The organism is Paraburkholderia solitsugae (assembly GCF_013177695.1).
GTDB lineage: Bacteria > Pseudomonadota > Gammaproteobacteria > Burkholderiales > Burkholderiaceae > Paraburkholderia > Paraburkholderia solitsugae.
The window spans coordinates 1-18,768 of record NZ_WOEY01000179.1 but is presented as its reverse complement, the minus strand read 5'-3'; the positions used below and the strand labels follow the sequence as shown (position 1 = coordinate 18,768).

Below are 18,768 nucleotides of genomic sequence, written 5' to 3'. Positions count from 1 at the left end.
ACTTTCCGTGTGATGCCGCTTCTGCGGCCCCGCACAAACGTTTCATCGCAATCTCGGTCTCGTTCGCTGCTCCACGACCATTCGTCAACCATGGTCGCGGACTCCGTTCGGGTGTCTAAAGTCCAGTAACTTAATGACATCGCGTTTTTATATTTGCCCATCGACGAGCACATCCATATAGACGCAACGCATGGCAGAGATATCAGTATTGTATTTTTCCTGAATGACCGACGTCCCTACACTGAGTCCATGCATTCTCGACAATTAGTCGATCGCAACGGGCTGCATACTCAACCCAAGTGTAAGGACCAAAAATGAGCAAGCTCTTCTGTTCCGCCGCCTCTGTCGCGTTGATACTCACGGCATCGCTTTTCTGTTCGGCAGCCAATGCTGCTCAACAAGACGCCGGTGCCTCGCAGCCGCAAGTTTCGCAAACCCAACAGGCACCCTCCGACCCCACTGTCCAGCAGGCGCACGGGCTAACGCGCAAGCAGGTCTATGACCGACTGGATCCGGCAGAAAAGGACGGCTCGCTAGCACGCCTCGATGCCACGCTGTAGGGACCGTGAGAGTAGTGCGCACTCGCGCATGCATCGATGCTCGTTCCTTCCCGATGTCGAGCGGTGCATCAGCTTTACCTGCCCCGCAACAGATAAATACCGCAGTGCCGGGACCGAGCGCGGCGAGGCGACCGGCACGCTGATCGTCGACAACCTGCTGCCCGGCAGTGTGTTGTGGCTACTGTCTACCGGCACGGGTCTCGCGCCATTCATGAGCGTGATTCGCGATCCGGCGGCATACGAGCGTTACGATCACATCGTGCTCGCCCACACCTGCCGGTACGTCCGTGAACTTGCCTATCGCGACTACATTAACCTTTGATACATCGCCATTGAGAGAATTAGTCATGAACAGAATCAAAACTCTTTTCGCTACCGCGCTCGTTGCGGTTGCTTCTGCGTCAGCGCTCGCAGCGCCGACCGATCCAGCCGGCTTCTGGACGACACCCACGATTCAGGGCTACGGCAACATGCACTATCTGCCCGACAGCGCGTTCAAACCACAGCCTGGCCATACCTACAAGGTGGTCTTTGCGCTGACTGAGGCCGCCCCACAGCCTGACAAGGCCAACCCAGCGCTGGATCACGTGGCGCGCACGGTCAATCTCTACGCCGCTTCAGGTGTACCACTGGCGAAACTGAAATTCGTAGCTGTTGCGTATGGCGCGGCGACACCGATCGCGCTCGACGATGCGCACTACCGGGCAGCGTTTGGCGTGCCCAACCCCAATCTCCCGCTGATTGCCGAGCTCACGAAGGCAGGCGTGACGATCGCGGTATGCGGGCAGGCAGTGGCCGAGCATCATTTCCAGTACGACTGGATCAATCGGGATGTCACGCTTGCGCTGTCCGGCCTGACCACTGTCACTGCGCTCCAGCAGCAGGGTTATGCGCTGATGCAGCTGTAACTGCACGTTCGTCGCGCGTGCGGGTGGTGCGAACTGCCGTGCAGTGCGCGTACCTTCGTTGATCATCTGGAGTCCACTGCATGTCAACCATCAACCGAAACACGCTTGCCTTGTGCATGATGAGCGCCATCGGCGCCCTCATCATCGGATCTGCCCATGCGGAGGGCGAGCCGGCACCCGGCACCGCCGGCATCGCGCATAGCCAGGGCGTCTATCCACCGTGGCAACACGGTGCGAACAATGACAGTCCGGTACGCGGCCTGTCGTTCACCGAACCCGACGCGGACAATCTTGCCGATTTCCATGGCGACCCGGTTCATCCGTCGCTCGCGCTCTATGTCGGTGGAAACTACTTCTTTGCGATGGCGCCGCTCGTGCAGGCGTTCGAAGCGCGTTACCCACAATACAAAGGCCACGTCTACTGGGAGACGATTCCCCCGGGCCTGCTGGTGAAGCAGATGGCAGACGGCGGCACGGTCACGGTCGGCAACATGACCTGGACTGTCCCGGCTGACGTGTATCTCGCTGGGCTGAAGGCCGTGCAGAAGCAGATTGACGTCGGACGCCTGCAGGCGCCGGCGGTGCCGTATGTGACGAATACACTGACCATCATGGTGCCGCACGGCAACCCTGCCCATATCTCAGGACTCGCCGATCTCGGCCGGCCCGAGGTTCGGCTGGCGATGCCGAATCCCAAATTCGAGGGGATCGCACGGCAGATCAAGACGTCGCTCGAACATGCGGGGGGCGACACGCTGCTCAACGACGTCTACGGCACCAAAGTCGCCGACGGGTCAACCGTGCTGACGCACATCCATCACCGGCAAACGCCGCTGTGGATCATGCAAGGCAAGGCGCAGGCAGGTGTCACCTGGCAATCCGAGGCGATGTTCGAGGAACAGGCCGGCTATCCCATCAGTCATGTGGACATTCCTACGGTCGACAACACGACGGCGATCTATGCGGGGGCCATGACAACGCATGCGCCTCACGCCGAGGCGGCTCAACGTTGGCTGGACTTCATCCGCTCGCCCGCAGGGCTCGCGATCTTCGAACGGTACGGGTTCAAGCCCTACCAGGCTAACGCCGGGTGAACGCGCCTGCCATCAGCTTGCATCTCGTGCCGGGTTGCCCTTGGTAACCCGGCATCCAGTCATCTTCCAGTCCGGGATCGCTCCGTGAACCTCCATCAATTCCGATTCGTACGCGAGGCGGTTCGAGCGATGTTTCAATGCGAGGTTACGTGCGTACGCTAGTCGAACTGCTGTCGCCGGCGTCTTCGCGGGAACACGTCGAGCAGGCCATGCGAAACGCGGACGCCACCGTGACAGGCCTCGCGGCCAACAACGTCAGCGCGCTGCGGCATCCGCTGCGACCCGCGCCAGCACCAGGTCGAAAAAACCCTGCGTACTCGGCGATAGTGACCGCCCCTTGAGCCACACCATGTGCAGCGGGCGCTCGATGCGAAGATCGTCCACTTCGAGCACCGTCAGCTCGCCGCGGCGCAACTCGTCCTTCACACTGAGCAGCGAAACGTAAGCGATGGCGTGCTGGGCAAGCAGCATCCGCTTGATGGCTTCGGTGTCGCTGATGGACATTAGTGGGTCAATTTGCAGACCGATATGCCCGTAAGCCTCCTCAACAACCGCACGCGTGCCCGAACCGGGCTCACGCAGAATGACCGTATGCGCAGTCAGATCGCGCGACGATAGCTTCTGCCCGGCACGTGGATGTCCGGCCGCGACGACCGCGGCGATTTCGTCGGCTCCGATCGGACGGGAATGCAGAATCGTGTTATCGAATGGCCCCTCGATGAAGCCGAGTGCAAAGGCATGGTTGCACAAACCGGCTTCGACTTGCTCGGTGTTGGTAACCGTCAGGTCGATTGCGACCTGAGGGTGGCTGGCGTTAAATTGCGCAATCATATCCGGCACGAGATACACGCCGACCGTCGCGCTGGCGCCTATCTTCACATGCCCGGCGCTGAGACCGGCCAGTTCCCGCAGTTCCCATTCCGCCGCGTCGGCAAGCGAGAAGATCTGCTCGGCGTAGCGGAACAGCGTCGACCCCGCGTCGGTCAGCGCGACCCCTCTCGGCAGCCGGTCGAACAGCACAAGTCCAAGCCGTTCCTCCAGTTCCCTGATTTCCCGCGTGACCGCCGGCTGGCTCACGCGCAGGCGTTCGGCCCCCCCGCTAACGCTGCCCGCGCGCGCGACCTCGAAAAACGCCAATAGATGAGTAAAGTTCATCGCAACTGTAATTCCCGGAAACTGCGCATGCGCTGGACCTCGCCACACATGCCGTACCTGTCGCGAAGCCTTCCTTCGCAATGCAATGCAGTGCAGTCGCGTCCGCGCACGCCATTGGCGCCGATTCGCACCGCGTTTGCAGGCACAACCCCACATTCACCTTTCAGCGGCATGCGTTGCAGATATGGATCGTATCCCAACAATATATTTTATTTCTGGCTTCCTGGTGAATACGATGTGTACATGGAGGCGCTAGACAAGATCTGCACATGCAACCCCCGGCTCGCGCAGATTTGCGCCACGAACGCGGCAGACGAGCATCGCTCTGGCAGTCCCTGCTGGGAATAGAGTCAGGTTTTCTGTGTTCACCATGACGTAGCCAGTGTCTATTTCTTAATCGTCAATTTAGGAGTTCGAAATGAATAAGCGTTATGTGCTGAGCCTTTCCATGATCCTGCTCGCGTCGGCAGGTATCGCTTCCAACGCGTCCGCCCAGGAGAAGACCCGCGCGGAAGTCCGTCAGGAACTGATCCAGGCAGAAAACAACGGCCTGCGTTTCGTGACCGACACGTCGTATCCCGACGTCAACCCGGTCTTTGCGCAACAGGCAGCCCAGCTCAAGCAGCAAAGCGAAAGCGGCACGGGTGCCGGCATGTCGGGTTCGAGCGCCGCCGGCCAGCGAGAAGCGGCAGGCAAAGCCGGCATCGGTCAAAGTCATGCGGCTATTCCTTCCTGCGTCGGACCAGTCAGCTTTTGTACGCCGTATTTCGGCAGCTGACGCAGCAACATGTCGCGCACGCCGACCCAATGCCCAGTACCACCCATCATTCATTGAAGGAGATCAAGTCATGAAGACGCTTATTTGCCTGACCCTCGTCGTCAGCGCGCTCGCGAGCCCGGCACTGACCTTCGCGCAAGCCACATCCGGCCAGTTGCCCCGTGCGCAGGTGCGCGCGGATCTCATCCGTGTCGAGCAGGCGGGCTATAACCCCTCAGCAGGCGACGATCCGGACTATCCCGCCGATATCCAGGCCGCCGAAGCAAAAATTGCTGAACAGGACGGTGCCCGGCTCGCGGCCGACGCCGTGGGCGGTATCGCGCAGGCCAGTTCCTCGCAGACAGGTATGGCGGCAAATGCAATTTCGCCCCGTTCCCTGTATGCCGGGCATTGACAATGTGTCAGTCCATTTGGGTGGTGTCCGGCGACGCACATTGGGCAAAGCGGAGACACGCCAGCAGCGGGTGTCTGCCGCCGTCTACCGGCATGACGAGCGACGAACCCGATGCGGCAATCCTGATATTGCGATCCACTTTTGCTAACTGACGCGTTCACAGTAATTTGCCGGCTTGTGCAGCCAAGCTACTGCGAGAAACCGATGGAAGACCTGATAAGTCGCGCGATTTACCACCCGCTCGTCGCGCTCCCGACGTTCTATCTGACCGATCTGATGTGTAACGTCGACTACAGCCTGGTCGGTGCCCTCCTGGTGTTGGCATTCGGATCAATGTTCCGGCTGGCGCGGCTTTCGAGCAGATGGTGTCGCCGCAACAGAAGAGAATCCGGAAACTGATGTTCCCTGGCACTGGCGTTCCGTCATGTGCGGTCGCGAAACTGTTGTTCGTGGGCACGCACACTTTGATGTCCGCTGGTACTCAGTAAGTTGCCGGTGACCTGACGCGAGGTCAAATGGCCAGAACGGGCCGAAGAACGAAACCGCTCGCGCGGTAGGGGGCTCCGGCCAGCGCGTGCGGTTCATGGGAGGTCCGCCGCGCGGTTCCGTATGTTGGCGAATGAGGCAATCCGCCTCGCTCTCCAACAGGAGCCGAATCATGACCTCCTCACAGGCAAACGCCAGTCCACTGCGCCAGCGCATGATCGACGACATGCACATGCGCCAGTTGTCGCCGAAGACACAGGACATCTATCTGCGCATTGTGCGCGAATTTGCCCGGTTTCTCGGGCGCTCACCTGACACGGCCACCGTCGAGGACCTGCGGCGCTACCAGCTGCATCTCGTCGATCACGGCACATCGCCCGTGTCGCTCAATCATGCCATCACCGGCCTGAAGTTCTTCTTCGGGGTCACGCTCGACCGGCCTGACCTGATGGTCAGGATGCACCCCGTGCGCGTGCCCCGTACACTGCCCGTCGTGCTCAGTCCCGATGAAGTGCGCCGCCTCATCGAGGCGGCCGGCAATCTCAAGCACCAGACCGCCCTGTCAGTCGCTTACGGCGCAGGACTGCGCGCAAGCGAAGTCGTGGCCCTGAAGGTCGGTGACATCGACAGTCAACGTATGACGCTGCGCATTGAGCAGGGCAAGGGCCGTCGGGACCGCTACGCCATGCTCTCGCCGGTGCTGCTCGAGCGCCTGCGCGTCTGGTGGCATGTAGCCCGGGCCCAGGGCAGGATGCTGGATGGTGGGTGGCTCTTTCCCGGGCTCGATCCCGTCGATGCGCTCAGCACGCGACAGTTGAATCGCGCCATCCATGCCGCCGCAGAGGCCGCACACATCGACAAGCGCGTATCCATGCATACCTTGAGGCACAGTTTTGCGACACACCTGCTCGAACAGAAGGTGGACATCCGCGTAATCCAGGTACTGCTCGGCCACGCGAAGCTCGAGAACACCGCGCTCTACGTCCAGGTGGCCACCGACCTGCTGCACGAAGTCACCAGTCCGCTGGACCGCCTGCCCTCCGAGTAAGCTGCGCGCTGTAGCGCCTCATGCTGGAGGTTGCGGATATCTTCCGCAGCCACGGGCCAGCGTGGCGGGCAACCGCACACCTGAGCCTGGGGCAGCTGAAGGTCATGTCGGCTATCGAACAGTGCCGCACCGCGGCGCTGGGCGGGCATGTGCTGCGCTGTTCGGGGTGCGACCACATCGAGGTCGAGTACAACTCCTGCCTTATGGGAAGTGGTTCCATATGGGGAGAAGATGTCTCGGAGCGAGCGCGGAGCGGACTACGCGCCCGTTTAACTCTCCATTAAAGCTTGGCCCTGAGCATGGCGATTACCTTGTCGGACGGCCGAAACGAACCCCTGCGCAAATGTGGTGGGACGATCGCATTGAGGGCTTCGAGCTTCTCAGTTGGGTCAGCGCGAGTGTAGATTTCAGTGGTCGCCAGATCGCTATGCCCGAGCCATAAGGACACTTTCCGGATATCCTGAGTGCTTCGTAGTACTATCATTGCGCAGGTATGCCTCAATACATGTGGTGATACCTGCTTCTTCGATAGCGAGGGACACGTATGACGAGCTGTCTCAGCATGGCATTTAAGGATATACGCGAAACCCCAGCGACTCATTGCTTCACCGCGAGCATTGACGAACAATTCCGGTACTGCAACAGCTCCCCGTACCGCTATCCAGGCACGCAATGCATTAGCAGTCGTTTTCCACAGGGGCAATGCGCGCTCCCGCCGACCCTTGCCGTGAACACGGATGCTCATCGACGGGAACACAACGTCGGCGGCTTGCAAACCCGTCAGTTCCGATACACGCAGTCCAGCGCAGATGGCCAGATGCAGCATCGCCCGGTCCCGGATCCCCTCGCGCGTTGACGGATCGGGCGCATCGAGCAGGGCCTGAACCTCTTCCTCGCCCAGATACGGCACTAACCGTGAATCAGTTTTCTTGTAGGGAATGCCCAGGATTCGTCGCGCCTGTTCGAGTATCGCGGGCTCGCGATACTCAAGGAAGTGGAAGAAGGACCTGATTGCAGCCAACCGGACATTGCGAGTCCCGGGCGAGTTCTGGCGCGTATCTTCCAGATATTCCAGGAAGTCGCTGATCAGTCTCGCATCGAGCTGCTCCAGCGCTAGCGACGACGGCGTCATCCTGAGTCGCCCGGCGGCAAACTCGAACAGGAGCTGGAAGGTGCAAGCATAGGAGTCGCAGGTGTGTTGGCTGGCGCCTCTCTCATGAGCAAGGTTTTGACGAAGAAATGCCACAATGTGCGGCGCGATCGGGATCATTTCTGTTCTCCAGTGAGAAACCCTTCTGCGGCAACAGCAATGTCATGCAGAAGCTCGGGAGTTGCCTCCAGATACCAATAGGTGGCGTTGATGTTGACGTGACCCATGTAGGTCGCAAGGGCCAGCATGTGCCGCCCAACACGGTCCCGCCCTTCCGGGCTCACCTCCAGTGCCCTGACGGCGAACGTGTGCCTGAGCTCATGTAGGCGGGGACGGTGGCCGTTGTGGGTGGTGCCGATGCCGGCGATCTTCAGCAGCTTCTGGAACATCCAGTAAGCGACCGTATATCTGAGCGGGCGCCCATCGTCATCAACGAACACATGGTCGTCACCCGAACGGGCCCGCCGCCGCAGGGTCAAGTACCTCTGCAAACCCTCCGCCGCCGTCTCGTGCAGTGGAACCAGACGGCTCTTCTGGAATTTGCTCTTTCGAATGAGTAATCCTTCGGGGGTAATGTCGGCACGCCGCAGGTTCAGGGCCTCAGAGATCCGCATGCCGGTGGCGGACAGCAGGGCGATTAATGTCGCATACGTCTGTGGTTGCAACGTATCGCGAGGACCCGATTGCAAGGCTGCGTTGACCAGGCGCTCGATGTCGGCGCGCGAGTAGATGAACGGGACACGGCGTGTCTTTCGGTAGCCAAAGTACCGGGCGGGCGGCAGCTCATGAGTTTGATCTTCGGTACGCAGATACCGGGCGAACCGACACACGGTCTTTAGCCTCGCGTCACGCTGGGCCACCGACGCAGCCTCGGCGGCCCAGTCGATTGCGGTTTGCGCGCGAACGTGCGTTTCACCGCGCTTGACGGCAAAGCACGCGAAGCTGCGCAACAGATAGTCTGCGTTCAGTAATTTGAAGCCGGCGGCACGCCGCGCGGCAAGATAGGACTCCACGGCCGGCATCATTTCATCACCTCCGGCCATGGCTGCGCGATTTGCCTGAGCAGCGCGACGTCGACCTTGGCGTAATAGGCCGTGGTATCGATGCCGCGATGCCTCAGGACCTGGCCAATCTGGTCGAGGGGAAGCCCATGACGCAACATCTCGGTCGCCGCTGTGTGGCGCAGCAGATGTGCGCCTTTGGCGGGCGAACTCACCCCGGCCCGTTTTAGTGCACGCTTCACTACCGACGATATGCAATCGCCTGAGATAAACGGCTTGAAGGGGGCGATGTTTCGAACAAAGACGTGGTCGCTGCAGGCAACTCGAGGTCGCGACTCGATGTACCGCAGAAGTGCCTCACCAGCATCCTGCGGCAGCGGGAGACGAACTTCATAGCGTCCCTTTCCCGAGACGCGCAGCGTCCCGGTTTCCCACTCGATATCGCTCATGCGAAGGTTCGCCAGGTCACCAGCGCGAACCCCGAGTCGCACCAGCAACAGGACAATCGCGCGATCGCGAAGGCGTCCGCGTGAATTGCCATCGCATGCGGCAATCAGACGGTCAACTTCGTCAGCGCTCAGACACCGTGGCAGTGTCGCCAGGCGCCAGTGCGCCAACGCCGGAACCGCTTGATCGAGTCCGGCTCGACATAAACCCTGAACACCGAGATAACGCAGGAAGGCTCGCGCGCTGGTGACCAGCTTTTCTGCGGTACCGATGCCACAGTTGCAGGCACTGTTCAACAGGAACGTGCGCACGTGCTTTGCGTCCCACCGGGTCGCGTCACTACCAAGCACCTCCACCATCACTGCGGCATCACGACAGTAGAGCCGAATGGTTGACGCTTTCGCGCCTCGGTGCGTGTGCAACCATCGCCGGAAACCGCTCACGATCTCAGGCTCTCGAATCTCGGCAATCGAGGGCTTGTTGTCCTGGCAGACGCCGATCTCAATCAGGTATTCGCGAAAGCGCTTGGCACCGAAATACAGATGGTGGTTGGCTTTACCTCCTTTTGCTTCCGGACAGGTGCAGGTAGGCAGATGACGATAGAAGATTTCTGGAGTTTGTGGACCCGCATCGGCCAGGGTACCGCCGTGCGCCAGCATGAAGCGGCCCAGATGGTCGGCGGCTCGCAGATAACGTACGGCGCTGGCCGCGGAGTATCCGTCCCGGTCGAGCGCATCAGCAAAGTCATCAATGAAGGCTCCGCTGGGCCCGGAGCGCAGGCGTTTCAAGGTTTTGGGTGCCACCAGGTATGTGTCTAGCATCACATCCTCCTATGATGGTTGCCAGGGAAAGCAAGACCACCATAGCAAGGACAGGCCGCGATTTTATGGGGAGTTGAATGGCAACTTGCCAGACATCAAACCGACACGGCCAGCCGGATTCGCGCCGAACCTGATCTGCAACTCCGCGTTAGGCAGAACTTCCCATAAGGCAGAGGGATTTTTGGTTAGCGATTGCGGCTACGAACCTATGAGCGAGTCCATATAAGTCGGACCGCAATCGGTAACCAAAAATCCGTTTGTGCTGAACCGCTCCGCAGGCGGTCGCCTCTATGGGCATTGAATGGTCGCGAAGGTAATCCGGCGTGCGTGACGCATGATAGCCGGGCGCGGGACGACGATGAAGCGGAGTGGACGAGTACGTGAGGTTGGTGCGGGCGTTGGGTTGGCGAGGGCAAGGGTGCCGATGGCGAGGCGTTCGCCTGGGGCAAAGACACGATGAGGCAACGCCGGGCGCGTCGCCATCAGGAACGCATGGAAACGTGACCGGTCGTGGTGTGAACGGGAATCAGTGAACATGGTGGGCGGGTGGCGGCGCACGCGGCAGTGCACCGGGCAGGAAGGTTTCGATGCAGACCATGTGCCCCTTGCCGCAGACGGGGCAATCGCGCAGGGACCTGCCAGTGAGTCGCTGGTAACGGTCGCGGTAGTCTTCCATCGGGTCGGGTATTTCGTCTGCGGGAGCCACGACGCCGAGCAGCCGGCGGCAGGTGGCGAGCCTGGCGGTCCGGTGGCGATTGGCGAGCCACCCGTAACTGCGAATGCGCTTGAAGCCGTCGGGCGGCACATGCAGCAGGAAGCGGCGGATGAATTCGTCGGCCTCAAGCGTCATGGTCTTCGTTGCGGCGGGGTGTTTATAGTCTTTCCACCGGAAGGTGACGTGGCCATCGTCGAAGCTGACCAGCCGGTGGTTCGAGATGGCCACACGATGGGTATAGCGGCCCAGATAGTCGAGCACGTGCCGGGCGTCGCCGAAGGGAGGCTTCGCATAGACGACCCACTCGGCCTGGGCGGCCCGTGCGAGAAAGGCGGCAAACGCCCGGATGTCGGCGAGCGGTTCAAGCTGGCCATAGAAACGCAATGCGCCGGTGTCGAAGGCATGGCGCAGCTGGTCGAGAAAGAGACGCCGGAACAGCCGTGAGAGCACCCGCACGGGCAGGAAGAAACCGGGGCGACAGGCAATCCAGTGTTCGCCGTCCGGGGCGATGCCGCCGCCCGGTACCACGCAATGCACGTGCGGATGGTGTTGCAGGTTCTGCCCCCAGGTATGCAGGACCGTGATGAAGCCGATTTCGGCGCCCAGGTGTTTCGGATCGGCGGCGATCGTGCGCAGGGTTTCGGCGCTGGTGCGGAACAGGATGTCGTAGAGCACGCGTTTGTTCTGCAAGGCGAGCGCCGCGATGGGCTCGGGCAGCGTGAAGACGACGTGGAAATACTCGACCCCGGGGAGCAGCTCAGCCTGCTGGTGTTCGAGCCATTGCGCGCGGGCGAGCGACTGGCACTTCGGGCAGGCGCGATGCCGGCACGAGTTGAACGCGATGCGCTGGTGACCGCAGGCGTCGCACTGTTCGACATGGCCGCCGAGGGCCGCGGTGCGGCACAGTTCGATCGCGCTCATGGCACGCCGCTGGGCACGGCTGAGCCCGTCGGCATGGCCCTGCCGGTACCGCGGCCCGCAGCGGCGGAAGATATCCGCCACCTCGAGTGCCGCACGCATGACGGTGTTCAGAAATACTCGGGCGGACTGGGTGGAGGCTGCAGCGGCTCGGGGTGCGGCAGCAGATCGAAGGGGCTGGTGGTCGCGCACACGGTGCTGGTCGCCACTTTCAGGTAGCGAGCAGTCGTGGACAAGGCGCGATGTCCCATCAGCAGCTGGATCCTGCGCACGTCGGTGCCGCTTTCCAGCAGATGCGTGGCGAATGCGTGCCTCAGCGAATGGGGCGTAATGGGTTTCTGGATGCCGCTGCGCTGGCGCGCGACCCGGCAGGCCAGCGCTACTGCGGACCGGGTGATGGGCTGGCCGGGGATGTCACCTGGAAAGAGCCAGTCCCGGGGGTGAGCGTCGTGCCAGTACAGCCGCAGGATCTCGAGCAGCCGCGGCGAGAGCATCACGTAGCGATCCTTGTGGCCTTTGCCCTGGTTCACGCGGATGACCATGCGCTGGCTGTCGATATCGGTGACCTTCAGGTGTACGACCTCGGAAACACGCAGGCCCGCGGCGTACGCGGTCATCAGGATGGTGCGCTGCTTGAGACTGGCGATCGACCCGAAGAAGGTGATGATCTCCTCCAGGCTCAGGACGACCGGCAGTCTGAACGGCTTCTTCGGCAACGGAAAGTCCTCGTCGCTCCAGGGTCGTTTGAGCGTCACGCGGTAGAGGAAGCGCAGTGCGCCGATCGTTGGGCCGAGACTGGCGGGTGCCAGCTTGCGTTCTTCGCGAAGATGGACGAGCCAGGCCCGGATCTCTTCGGGACCCAGCAGTTCGGGCGAGCGGCGAAAGTGTCGGGCGAAACTGGAGACCTGCAGCAGATAGGATGTCTGGGTGTTCTCTGCCAGGTTCCGGATCAGCATGTCGTGCTGCATGCGTTCGCGGAGCAGTGTCATGGTGGACCTCCTGGGAACAGTGGATGGAGTGCCCGGTCGGGCACCTCCATGCTGCTCCTGGCCTGCTCACCACCTCGCTACGGTCCGGCTCCAGATAACCGTCCTCATGGAACGCCAGCCGCTCGCCTTCGCTTCCCTCCCACTACCGCGTCAGCGGTTTAGTACAAGACATGTAACGGAGTGCACTCCGTTACCTGCCGTAACCGGCACTGCATGAAGTGCCAGGCCAGTGCCGCACGCCGCTGGCTCGAGGCGCGCCAGGCCGACCTGCTGCCCGTGGAGTACTACCACGTAGTGTTCACGCTGCCCGCGCCGATCAGTGCGATCGCCTGGTACAACAAGGCGGTAATCTACGGACTCCTGTTCGACATCGCCGCCGAAACCCTACGTACCATCGCCGCAGATCCCAGGCACCTGGGCGCACAGATCGGCGCCACGCTGGTGCTGCACACCTGGGGCTCGGCACTCACGCATCATCCGCACGTGCACGGTATCGTTCCTGGCGGCGGCCTGTCGCCCGATGGTGAGCGGTGGATCGCCTGCCGGCCCGGTTTCTTTCTGCCGGTGCGCGTGCTCTCGCGCCTGTTCCGGCGCCGTTTCCTCGAAGCACTCGCCGACGCACACCGACACGGCCAGCTGCAGTTCTTCGGCGACTACACAGAGCTTGCCAATGCGGCTGCCTTTGCGCGGTGGCTTGCGCCGCTGCGCACCTGCGAGTGGGTGATCTACGCCAAGCGTCCCTTCGCCGGACCGCAAGCGGTGCTCGAGTACCTCTCACGCTATACGCACCGCGTCGCGATCTCCAACCAACGCCTGGTCGCATTCGATGAGCGCGGTGTGACCTTCCGCTGGAAGGACTACCGTGCAACGGGGCGCACCCGCTACAAGACCATGACGCTCGAAGCCGGCGAGTTCATGCGCCGCGTCCTGCTGCATGTGCTGCCCAGCGGCTTCCATCGCATCCGTCACTACGGGCTGCTGGCCAACCCCGTGCGCCGCACCAGCCTCGCGAGGATGCGTGAACTGCTGGACGTCGTGCCTGAAACCAGCACCCAGCCCGACGATCCCAAGGACGCCGTCCCTCCGGTCTTCGTCTGCCGGCACTGTGGTGCGCCGATGATCGTCATTGAGATACTGGAACGCACTGCGCCCATTCGCGCACCACCCATGCGACGAGCCGAGACATGAACGTAACGCTTCCCGGACGTGCAACCCGACCGTCGGCTTTGCGGCAACGCGGCCCACGAGCGGACGTCTGCGCCTGTCGCCTCGCGCAGTCCCCCAGATGTCCGCTTCACCGCCACAATTGCGCCACTGCACCGCTTCATCACTGCGTCGGCGCGCATCCAGAATCCCACCGCACCACGCATCCATCAACATTGCTGGCCATCCCGGCCTATCAATCGCCATAGCCTCCAGGACTCCGGCCGTATCGAGGCACTCCGCGGTTTCCTCCATCGAGGCTCGTTCGTCGCCTGCCAGCAACGCACGGTGGCGCACTCACATTCCTGCGGACGATGGCAGGCGACGAACAACCCTTAACGGGTACTGCCGGTCCGAAACGGTCAAAGCAGTCGTTCACCAAGCTCGCTCGAACGTCGTCGGGTTAGGAACCTATACCGGCCATTGACCCGTTGATGAGCCAATGACCGCAATGGCCGAAATTGAGTCACTCATACGACATTGGCTCAGAAAGCCCGAACACGAGAGCCGCGGCTGTTCTTGGCAACGTGGAGACATGCACCGCATTTGATGCACGGAAGGTTCTAGGCGGAGCGAAGTTCTCACCACTCCACCGGCAAATCATACGTTCGCAGCAGCAGAGTTTGCGGACCACACGTTAAACAGGCAACGCGGATGGGGCGTCCAAGCCACTGGTTGCGACATCCGCGTGCGTCGCACCCGCTGGCAAATGGTGTTGAACTCGCGGCCATGCGTGACAATTTGCGGCACGCGTCGATTTCGACCGCCTCCATCTATCCTCAGGCAACAACGCTCGCTCGGTTGCCATGCTGGTGTGGGCTTAACCGCAATCAAGCACGTCAGTTCGAGGCATTACCGACGCTGTTTGATTGACGCCGACATGCGCCTCGCCCGTCCACCGCAAATCCGCTGCCACAAGTTCGGTCCGAGGCCAAGCCGCCTCGGCAGCGCCCTGCTTAAGTCGGACGGTTCAATCAGCTGGAATGACGAGCCCGACACCCTGTAGTCCAGAGGGGGTTTCGCACTATTCTGGAACCGCCGCCTGACCGACTGGGCTTTAGCCTGCGATCCATTGCAAGGCGCGTGGTACGCGTTCGTCCATTCGAAAGAGTTGCGTGCAAACTGGAAAATGGGCAAGACGAGAAACGCCCATATTTTGCAAGCGTGGCCAACGCGAGCCACAGGAGCCTCAACTCTCGTCCTGTATCGGGCCCACCTGCAGATCAGCCGCGCTAAAAATTGTGCGCCGCACCATGAAATTCCGCTTTGCCGCAGACTTTGTTGTATCTGAACAGCCGTTCTTTCGATCCTGCAGACTTTGTTGCACGCCGATGGATGCAAAAAATGAGTTTGACAAACTATCTTTAGATATATATCTTACGACACATCTTAAGACACAAATGGGAGTACCCAAGATGCGTCATCAACATCGTTTTTCCCGTTCGCGTGGCGCGGACGAAGGTTTTTTCGCAGGGCATGACCGCCCCTCTTTGCATGCGCTTTGGCATGCGTTCGCCCATCACTACGCGTTCGGCGGTGAGCGCGGTGATGAAGCGCGCAGTGAAGGCTTCGAAAGCCGTCACTGCGGGCGTGACGATTGGCACGAGTTTCATGGTGGCGAGCGCCCCCATGGCGACCGGCACGAGTTTCACGACGGCGAGCGCGGCCGTGGCCGCCGGCATGCGTTCCAGGGCGACGAGCGCGGCTATGGCAGCCATGGCGGACGCGGCGAACGTGGTGACGGCGGCGGATTCGGCTACGGCTACCGCCACGACCGCTTCTCCCTGCACGCACTGTGGCACGCCATCGGCGGCCATCACGAGCATCGCGGCGGCGGCCGTGGTGGGCGCTTCGGCGGCGGCCCGGGCGGCTTCGGTGGCGACGGCGACGGTTTTCCGCGCGGGCGCAAATTCAGCTCCGACGATCTGCAATTGCTGCTGCTTTCGATGATCGAAGCGCAGCCGAGCCACGGCTACGAACTGATCAAGGCGCTCGAAACGCGCTCGAACGGCTTCTATAGCCCGAGCCCGGGCATGGTCTATCCAGCGCTCACGTATCTGGAAGAACTCGGCTACGTGACTGTACAACTCGAAGGCAACCGCAAGCGTTACGAACTGTCGGAAACGGGCCGCGAGTACCTGGCCGCCAACCGCGACCGCGTCGAATTGATGCTCGCCAAACTGACGCATATCGCCCGAAAGATGGATTCCGTGCGCCGCGCGTTTGCTGGTGAAGAGCCGGCCGACATCAGCGAAGGCGGCTGGCTGCCCGAACTGAGCGAAGCGCGCCGCGCGCTGAAGCATGCGCTGCTGCGTCGTGACAACGTGCCGGCAGACGAACAGCGCCGCATCGCCGCGATCCTGATGCGCGCGACGAAGGAAATCGAAGGCGAAGGCAATCCCGGCAGCGACGAAGGCGGCGGCAAATTCACCGCCTGAGATCGCGCCATCCGACACGCGCGTTCGAAGGTGCCCATGAGCACGTCCGAGCGCCAATCAAACCAACAGGAGTAGCACGCTTATGCTGGCAAATGACAACCGGGCCGATCTGGCGGTCTATCGCGTACGACATCCGCTGAAGTTCCGTCTGTTGCAGGTCAAAGAGGTGCAGGCACTGACCCCGCATATGATTCGCGTCACCTTGACTGGCGAGGATCTGCACGACTTCGTCTCCGCTTCGTTCGACGATCACATGAAAGTGTTCTTCCCCGAGCCCGGCGCCGACAAACCGGTGCTGCCGGAAGCCGGTCCTGACGGTCCGGTGTTTCCCGCCGGACAGCCGCGACCGATCGCACGCGATTTCACGCCGCGCCGCTTCGACGCTGAAACGCGCGAACTGGACATCGAGTTCGCCATGCACGAAGCCGGCCCGGCTGCAACGTGGGCGGCACAAGCCAAAGTGGGCCAGTATCTCGGCATTGGCGGCCCGCGCGGCTCGCTGGTGATACCGACCGGCTTCGACTGGCATCTGCTGATCGGCGACGACACCGCGCTGCCGGCCATTGCCCGCCGCCTCGAAGAGCTGCCTGCTGGCAAACGCGTCGCGGCGGTGATCGAAGTGGCCGATCCGTCGGCGCAGATCGAATTCGCGACGCGGGCCGAACTGCATATCGTCTGGCGCTATCGCAGCGAATCGGGTTATCGCGGCGAGGCCTTGCTGCAAGCGGTACGCGAGATCTACTTGCCCGAAGACGGTGAAGGCTACGTATGGGCCGCCGGCGAATCCGCGACGATGCGTGCTGTGCGCTACCACCTATGCACGGAACGTGGCGTCGAAAAGTCGCGCATTCGCGCGGCTAGCTACTGGAAACAGGGTACCGAAGCGGTACATGAAACGCTCGACGACTGACTGTCCGCAGCGTGCGCGCAATGAACTGCGCACGTTCGGCAAGCCGTGTGATCTGTGAGAACCGGCTGGGCAATGTGGGCCGTGCAAGATGCGGAGGCCGTGCGGCGATGCGTGAGCCGCACCGGCCACATAAGCCCTGCACGCGGCATGCGTCGAACGAAAATAAGGAATTGACCGATGTATTCAATTAGCAAAAAGCATGAGCGCCGTTTGCTGTGGCTGCTTGCGCTGACGCAGTTCACCATCGTCATGGACTTCATGGTGATGATGCCGCTCGGCCCGCAGATCATGCACTCGTTCAGTATCACACCGGCCGCGTTTGCGACAGCCGTATCCGCGTATTCGTGGTGTTCGGGGTTGTCGGGTTTATTCGCGGCGACCTATATCGACCGCTTCGACCGGCGTCGTTTGTTGCTGACCGTCTATGCGCTGTTCGCGTTGTCGAATCTCGCGTGCGCACTGGCGAGCAGCTTTCCCCTTCTACTTGCCGCGCGCGCCTTTGCGGGCATCTCGGGTGGCGTGTTGGGTTCCGTGATCATGGCGATCGTCGGCGACGTGATCCCGGTGCAGCGCCGCGGCGCCGCGACGGGCACGATCATGACGGCCTTTTCACTGGCTGCGATTGCCGGCGTACCGGCCGGCGTGATGCTCGGCGCTCACTTCAACTGGGCGGCCCCGTTCTACTTGCTGGTGGGGCTGTCGCTGCTCGTCTGGGTGGCTGGGTGGCAACTGGTCCCTTCGCTTGCGGAGCATTTGAGCCGCCGCCAGCCGGCGCTTGGCGAGGTGCTGCCTGAATTGTGGCGGCTGTTGCGCAACCCGCGGCATGTGAATGCGTTTGCGCTGACTTTCATGATGATGGTTGCGCACATGCTGGTGATCCCGTTTATCTCACCGGTGTTGGTCGCCAATCACGGTGTCGCCCCGGCGCAGTTGTCCTGGTTGTATATGGCGGGTGGCGCGGCAACGTTCTTCACATCGCGCCGGGTGGGCAGACTTGCGGATCGGTTCGGCACGCGACGCGTATTCCGGATTGCAGCGGTACTTTCGTTTCTGCCGGTCCTGTTTGTGACGCATTTGCCGGATCTACCGTACTACGCGCTGGTAATGTTTTTCCCGTTCTTCATGGTGCTGATGTCGGGGCGGATGGTACCCATGCAGTCACTGCTGACAACCGTACCCGAGCCTGCGCGCCGGGGTGCGTTTCTTAGCGCCAACAGTGCGCTACAGGCCTTGGGTACGGGCTGTGGCGCATGGATTGGCGGCTTGATGCTGAGCAGTTCGCCGACGGGGCAAATCTTGGGGTATGGCACGGTCGGCTGGGTAGCGGTCGCCGTCGCGCTGGTCGGGATGTTTTGGGTTTCCCGGGTACACGGTGCGCAAAGCGCGTTACCACCGACGAGCGCACTGAGGGGTGACACAGTCGGACAAGGTTGACGAGAGCACGCCGACGCACTAAGAACCACCGCGTCGGCGCGCGCAGCGCCGCCGGAAGAATGACAGCCTTGTCACTCACGCCGAATGTGCGAGAACACAGATTCCAGATGCACCACTACCGCGACTGTGCGGGGGACCCGCTTGTGAGCTGGCGGTGTGAGCCGCTTTCTTTGCTTATCTTTCTTTGCGGCGGCGTAACTATTCAGCGCTTGTAAACTGCTACCAGGCTGTGCATAGTGAAGGACATGACGAAGATGCCTGACATCAAGGACCTGACACCGGAGCAGAAGGACGCACTCATCGTTGATCTGGTGAGGCG

At 61.6% G+C, this 18,768-nt stretch carries 16 protein-coding genes and 4 pseudogenes; 14 read left to right on the top strand and 6 right to left on the bottom strand.

Annotation, left to right across the window (positions count from 1 at the left end):
- Positions 1-314 precede the first annotated feature (314 nt).
- From GNZ12_RS42520 to GNZ12_RS42505, 4 genes and pseudogenes are all read left to right on the top strand, one after another.
- Positions 315-560, top strand: a complete 246-nt coding sequence (locus tag GNZ12_RS42520) for a hypothetical protein (protein WP_172318808.1) — start codon at positions 315-317, stop codon at positions 558-560.
- 130 nt (positions 561-690) lie between these two features.
- A pseudogene (locus tag GNZ12_RS44885) lies at positions 691-873 on the top strand (ferredoxin--NADP reductase); the annotation flags it as partial.
- A 34-nt stretch (positions 874-907) separates the two neighbouring features.
- A complete protein-coding gene (locus tag GNZ12_RS42510) occupies positions 908-1,468 on the top strand; it encodes a DsrE family protein (RefSeq protein WP_172318804.1) in 561 nt (186 codons plus the stop codon).
- Positions 1,469-1,548: 80 nt separating this feature from the next.
- Positions 1,549-2,562: a substrate-binding domain-containing protein gene (locus GNZ12_RS42505; RefSeq protein ID WP_235994087.1), complete on the top strand. Its 1,014-nt coding sequence runs from the start codon at positions 1,549-1,551 to the stop codon at positions 2,560-2,562.
- Positions 2,563-2,817: 255 nt separating this feature from the next.
- Here GNZ12_RS42505 and GNZ12_RS42500 read toward each other — a convergent pair whose 3' ends face one another.
- Positions 2,818-3,717, bottom strand: a complete 900-nt coding sequence (locus GNZ12_RS42500) for a LysR family transcriptional regulator (protein WP_172318802.1) — start codon at positions 3,715-3,717, stop codon at positions 2,818-2,820.
- 418 nt (positions 3,718-4,135) lie between these two features.
- Here GNZ12_RS42500 and GNZ12_RS42495 point away from each other — a divergent pair, with 418 nt between their 5' ends.
- The 5 genes and pseudogenes from GNZ12_RS42495 to GNZ12_RS42475 all read left to right on the top strand — a co-directional run.
- On the top strand, positions 4,136-4,495 hold the full coding sequence (locus GNZ12_RS42495) for a DUF4148 domain-containing protein (protein ID WP_172318800.1): 360 nt from the start codon (positions 4,136-4,138) through the stop codon (positions 4,493-4,495).
- Between the two features lie 70 nt (positions 4,496-4,565).
- Entirely contained in the window at positions 4,566-4,889 is a 324-nt protein-coding gene (locus tag GNZ12_RS42490; RefSeq protein ID WP_172318798.1) for a DUF4148 domain-containing protein, read from the top strand.
- 204 nt (positions 4,890-5,093) lie between these two features.
- Complete coding sequence (locus GNZ12_RS42485) at positions 5,094-5,288, top strand: hypothetical protein (protein WP_172318796.1); 195 nt, start codon at positions 5,094-5,096, stop codon at positions 5,286-5,288.
- Between the two features lie 259 nt (positions 5,289-5,547).
- Positions 5,548-6,423: a tyrosine-type recombinase/integrase gene (locus GNZ12_RS42480; RefSeq protein WP_172318794.1), complete on the top strand. Its 876-nt coding sequence runs from the start codon at positions 5,548-5,550 to the stop codon at positions 6,421-6,423.
- A 20-nt stretch (positions 6,424-6,443) separates the two neighbouring features.
- A pseudogene (locus GNZ12_RS42475) lies at positions 6,444-6,623 on the top strand (transposase zinc-binding domain-containing protein); the annotation flags it as partial.
- 80 nt (positions 6,624-6,703) lie between these two features.
- On the opposite strand, the gene GNZ12_RS42470 reads toward GNZ12_RS42475, so the two are convergent.
- The 5 genes from GNZ12_RS42470 to GNZ12_RS42450 form a co-directional block, all read right to left on the bottom strand.
- Entirely contained in the window at positions 6,704-7,693 is a 990-nt protein-coding gene (locus GNZ12_RS42470; protein ID WP_063500952.1) for a tyrosine-type recombinase/integrase, read from the bottom strand.
- Positions 7,690-8,598 (bottom strand): tyrosine-type recombinase/integrase, encoded by a 909-nt coding sequence (locus GNZ12_RS42465; protein WP_172318792.1) that lies wholly within the window; start codon positions 8,596-8,598, stop codon positions 7,690-7,692. The genes GNZ12_RS42470 and GNZ12_RS42465 overlap by 4 nt, the downstream gene beginning before the upstream one ends.
- A complete protein-coding gene (locus GNZ12_RS42460; RefSeq protein ID WP_216673583.1) occupies positions 8,595-9,842 on the bottom strand; it encodes a site-specific integrase in 1,248 nt (415 codons plus the stop codon). The genes GNZ12_RS42465 and GNZ12_RS42460 overlap by 4 nt, the downstream gene beginning before the upstream one ends.
- A gap of 526 nt (positions 9,843-10,368) precedes the next feature.
- Positions 10,369-11,577: an IS91 family transposase gene (locus GNZ12_RS42455; RefSeq protein ID WP_172318790.1), complete on the bottom strand. Its 1,209-nt coding sequence runs from the start codon at positions 11,575-11,577 to the stop codon at positions 10,369-10,371.
- Positions 11,578-11,585: 8 nt separating this feature from the next.
- Positions 11,586-12,464, bottom strand: coding sequence for a tyrosine-type recombinase/integrase (locus GNZ12_RS42450; protein ID WP_172318788.1), 879 nt, complete (start codon positions 12,462-12,464; stop codon positions 11,586-11,588).
- Between the two features lie 180 nt (positions 12,465-12,644).
- On the opposite strand from GNZ12_RS42450, the pseudogene GNZ12_RS42445 reads away from it, so the two are divergent.
- The 5 genes and pseudogenes from GNZ12_RS42445 to GNZ12_RS42430 form a co-directional block, all read left to right on the top strand.
- Positions 12,645-13,652 (top strand): annotated as a pseudogene (locus GNZ12_RS42445) (IS91 family transposase); the annotation flags it as partial.
- A 684-nt stretch (positions 13,653-14,336) separates the two neighbouring features.
- Positions 14,337-14,540: pseudogene (locus GNZ12_RS44880) on the top strand (hypothetical protein); the annotation flags it as partial.
- A 542-nt stretch (positions 14,541-15,082) separates the two neighbouring features.
- The gene (locus GNZ12_RS45730; protein ID WP_407947771.1) at positions 15,083-16,105 is read left to right on the top strand and encodes a PadR family transcriptional regulator; all 1,023 of its coding nucleotides are present in this window, start codon (positions 15,083-15,085) and stop codon (positions 16,103-16,105) included.
- A gap of 82 nt (positions 16,106-16,187) precedes the next feature.
- A complete protein-coding gene (locus GNZ12_RS42435; RefSeq protein WP_172318786.1) occupies positions 16,188-17,015 on the top strand; it encodes a siderophore-interacting protein in 828 nt (275 codons plus the stop codon).
- A gap of 177 nt (positions 17,016-17,192) precedes the next feature.
- Positions 17,193-18,449: an MFS transporter gene (locus GNZ12_RS42430; RefSeq protein ID WP_172318784.1), complete on the top strand. Its 1,257-nt coding sequence runs from the start codon at positions 17,193-17,195 to the stop codon at positions 18,447-18,449.
- The last annotated feature ends 319 nt before the right edge of the window (positions 18,450-18,768 follow it).